Source organism: Mitsuaria sp. TWR114 (assembly GCF_007997345.1).
This window is the reverse complement of the sequence record NZ_VOSR01000121.1, coordinates 1-3453: the sequence shown is the minus strand read 5'-3', so window position 1 is coordinate 3453 and position 3453 is coordinate 1. Positions and strand designations below refer to the sequence as shown.

The window sequence follows — 3453 nt, the reverse complement described above, 5'->3', positions numbered from 1 at the left end:
GCTGTCCGAGCGCCGCGGCGGCTCCATGCCGCTGCGCCAGCTGCTGGACCGTTTCCCGGTCGAGCGCATCGAGCATCGCTACGCCTCGGCCGCCGACATCGCGCAGAGCATCTCCGACGCGCTGGATACGCCCGGCCTGGTGGTGCGCTACCGCGACCGCGGCGTGTTCATCGTGGGCGGCCGCGCCGCGCATCCCGACCGGGTGCGCGACGCCTCCACGCGCGTGCCGCGACCTGGCGCCGCTGGTGCGCGGCATCGAAGTGGCCGTCGCCCCCGCGCCGGTCCCCGAGAGCGTGCCGGTGGGGGCGATGCTCGCCACCGACGGCCTGCAGTACGTGCAGACGCGCGATGGCGCCAAGCACCTCTCCCTGATCCCGGAGTCCATCGGCGAGCTGAGCGATCCGCCGACGCCGCCGGCCCGTTGATCCCTTCCGGACTTCCACCCGACCCTCCCCTTTTCACGGAGCAACTTCGACCATGAACGAGCAACTCGAGCAAACCGTCTTCGGCGACCTGGCCAACCTGGAGAAGTCGCTGGCCGAGGACGCCACCGGCGACCGCGCGCGCGCCATGCTGTCCTACTTCGCCGACGTGGCCAAGAGCAGCGAAGGCCTGCTGCAGACCGCCGCCGCCGCCGAGCGCCAGCTGATCTCCCAGCTGATCGAGGCCTTCCACGCCGCGCAGCGCATCGTGCGCCACATCTGGGAGACGCTGCACAACGCGTCGCTCGCCGTCTGACCCGCGGAGGCCCTCCATGCAACACACCCAAGCCAGCAGCGGCGGCGCGCCGGGCGCGCAGTACCCCGAGGTCTACCGCAACCTGATGGCCATCGGACTGCTGGGCGCGATCTATCGCGCCAGCGAGGACGCGGCCATCGTGCACGAGGCCGTCGAGATGACCCTCGAAGACCCGACCATGTACGTCATGCACCGCGCCATCGCGGTCGCGATGGGCGGCGACGCGGCCTATGCCAAGACCTCGCTGGGCCGCCGCATCGAGCAGCAGCCCGACGACGACAACTCCAAGGTGGCGCTGGGCGTCTCGATGATGCTCAGCGGCGACCCCGAGTGGAAGCACTGGCTCAACAACGTGCTGGCCACCAGCACCGACCAGCAGGCCCGCGAAGCCGCCAACGGCGTCCTCGCCTACCTGGCCAGCCTCCGGACCTCCCACTGATTTCCCCGGGAGCGCTGTCCCGGCTCCCTTCTCGAGCAGGCCGCACCTCGCGGCGCACCCCAACGCGGACCTTCCGCATTTCCTCAGGAGCAGACGATGTCAATTCCCAGCACCAGCAGCAGCACCGGCGCGAGCATGGGCAACTCCATGAACATGTTCCAGTCCGGCGCCGCCGGGCTGAGCGCGCAGGGCACCCAGGCCGCCGGCCAGGACGGCTCGGCCATGATGGACCAGATCCAGCAGACGGCTGCGATGCAGATGCAGTTCCAGACGCAGATGGGGATCATCCAGATGATCGTGAAGATGAATGAAGCGCTGGCCAAGCTCTTCAAGGCCATCGGCGAAGCGATCAAGGGTCTCGCGTAAGCACCACCACACCCCTCGCACCCCTTCTCATCCCTCCGAATCCGTTCTCGATTCATTCCTCATTCCCACGGGAGATCTTCATGAGCGTCAATTCCACGCAGCAAACCCAGGTCAACAGCTACAACATGCGCCTCGGCCTGGGCAGCACCGCTTCCTCCGCTGTGTCCAGCCCGCTGGGCAACGTGCCCCTGTCGCTGGACCCGACCCGGCTGGGCAACGTCCTGAGCTCGATCGGCGACGTGCTGGCCGCCGTCTCGCCGCTGCTGATGGCGGGCATGCAGCGCATGCCGATGCTGCCGACCCTGCCGGCCAACGCCTTCGGCGCCTACCCCTTCGCCCAGCTGCCGATGCCCGGCCTGCAGCGCTTGCCGCAGTCCTACGTGCCGGCCATGGGCAACCCCATGATCGGCAATCCCATGATGGGCAACCCGATGATGGGCAACCCGCTCATGGGCAATCCGCTGATGGGCAACCCGGCCCTGGGCCTGCCGATGACCACGCCCTTCGCCCCGGCGATGAACCCGACGCAGGCCAATGCGTTCAGCGCGCTGCAGCAGGTGCTGCAGATGTTCAGCGGCAGCGGTGCCGTGCCCCAGGGCGGCCTGCCCCCGGGCGGCGTCTACAACGGCGCCGGCCTGCCCAACGCCAACCTGCCGAACGCGCCGCAGACCAACGCCTACGGCAGCGCGCCCAACGTGCCGACCACGGCCGCGCCGACCGGCGAAGTCAAGTTCGACGCCGCCGGCAACGTGCAGATGGACAAGGACCGCGCGACCCGCGAGATCGCCCGCAACTTCGACCAGCTGACCGCCGGCAAGGACAACTTCATCACCAAGGATGACCTGAAGGCGATCGCCAACGGCGAGATGCAGCGCTTCCAGGTCTCGGCGAACTACACGCCGGAGCTGCGCGCCGCCGCCAAGTACCTGCTCGACCATCCGGACGACTTCAAGTCGCTGGAGACGGCCGACTCCAAGGCCCAAGGCTTCAAGGGCCACGCCGACGGCAAGATCGGCAAGGGCGACACCACCGCCGCGATGCAGCAGGTCAGCTTCAGCGTGGGCGAGAAGGAAGCGCTGCAGACGCTGGCCAAGTACGGCAACAGCTTCTTCACCTCGGGCGACAAGATGGTCAGCAAGTCCGACCTGGACGCCATCGTGAAGACCGGCAAGATGCCCGACGGCACCGCCGCGCCGCAGGACATGAAGGACGCCGCCAAGCTGATCCTCAGCCAGCCGGAACTCTTCGACAAGATGGACAACGCCTTCAAGGTGCGCGTCAAGCATCGCGGCGACCAGCGCGGCGACGGCCTGGTCAGCGCCGACGACCTGCGTGAAGTGCTCAAGGGCGCCGACACCCAGCCCGGCCCGAGCGGCCTGAAGGGCGAGATCTTCGGCAACGTGCGCGCCGATTCGCTTGCCGGCCTGCTGCTGCGCGGTCTGAATGACAACGTGCCGCAACCGTCGCAAGCCTTCAAGGACAACGTCGCGACGACCTTCCAGAACGTGCCGACCTCGGTCCGCCTGTACTGATCGGAACGCTCGCACCAACCGCTTGAAAGGACTCACACCATGAGCTTCTCGATCCCCCCGACCTCCTCGGTCCCGTCGTACGCGGCGCCCCAGTCGCCGCTGGGCTCGGCCCTGTCCAGCACGATGGACATCGCCTCCACGCTGATGCAGTTCAGCACCGGCCTGCTGCAGAACCTGCTGCAGGCGCAGCAGAGCCAGTTCGGCGGCGGCCTGCCCGGCTCGGGCATCCCCGGACTCGGCACGCCGGGTCTTGGCACACCGGGTCTGGGCACGCCCGGACTGGGTGGCCCGCAAGGCGCCGGCCAGGGCCTGCAAGGCATCCTGCAGAGCGTGGTCCAGCTGCTGCAGGCGCTGACCCCGCTGCTGCAGGCGCTGGGC

The 3453-nt window shown here is 68.6% G+C and carries 7 protein-coding genes; 6 read left to right on the top strand and 1 reads right to left on the bottom strand.

The window, feature by feature from the left end; translation table 11 throughout:
- On the bottom strand, window positions 1–256 hold a 256-nt coding region (locus FUT87_RS29835), incomplete at its 3' end, for a hypothetical protein (protein WP_222617055.1).
- Here FUT87_RS29835 and FUT87_RS05885 point away from each other — a divergent pair.
- The 6 genes from FUT87_RS05885 to FUT87_RS28460 form a co-directional block, all read left to right on the top strand.
- A complete protein-coding gene (locus tag FUT87_RS05885; protein ID WP_147240389.1) occupies window positions 246–425 on the top strand; it encodes a hypothetical protein in 180 nt (59 codons plus the stop codon). The genes FUT87_RS29835 and FUT87_RS05885 overlap by 11 nt on opposite strands.
- A gap of 52 nt (window positions 426–477) precedes the next feature.
- Window positions 478–738 (top strand): hypothetical protein, encoded by a 261-nt coding sequence (locus FUT87_RS05880; protein ID WP_147240388.1) that lies wholly within the window; start codon window positions 478–480, stop codon window positions 736–738.
- A 16-nt stretch (window positions 739–754) separates the two neighbouring features.
- Window positions 755–1177 carry a hypothetical protein gene (locus tag FUT87_RS05875; protein WP_147240387.1) on the top strand — a complete coding sequence of 141 codons (423 nt, stop codon included), beginning with the start codon at window positions 755–757 and terminating at the stop codon, window positions 1175–1177.
- Between the two features lie 96 nt (window positions 1178–1273).
- Entirely contained in the window at window positions 1274–1543 is a 270-nt protein-coding gene (locus FUT87_RS05870) for a hypothetical protein (protein WP_091733518.1), read from the top strand.
- 80 nt (window positions 1544–1623) lie between these two features.
- A complete protein-coding gene (locus FUT87_RS05865; protein ID WP_147240386.1) occupies window positions 1624–3075 on the top strand; it encodes an HrpF/NolX family T3SS translocon protein in 1452 nt (483 codons plus the stop codon).
- Between the two features lie 39 nt (window positions 3076–3114).
- On the top strand, window positions 3115–3453 hold a 339-nt coding region (locus FUT87_RS28460; RefSeq protein WP_186830375.1), incomplete at its 3' end, for a hypothetical protein.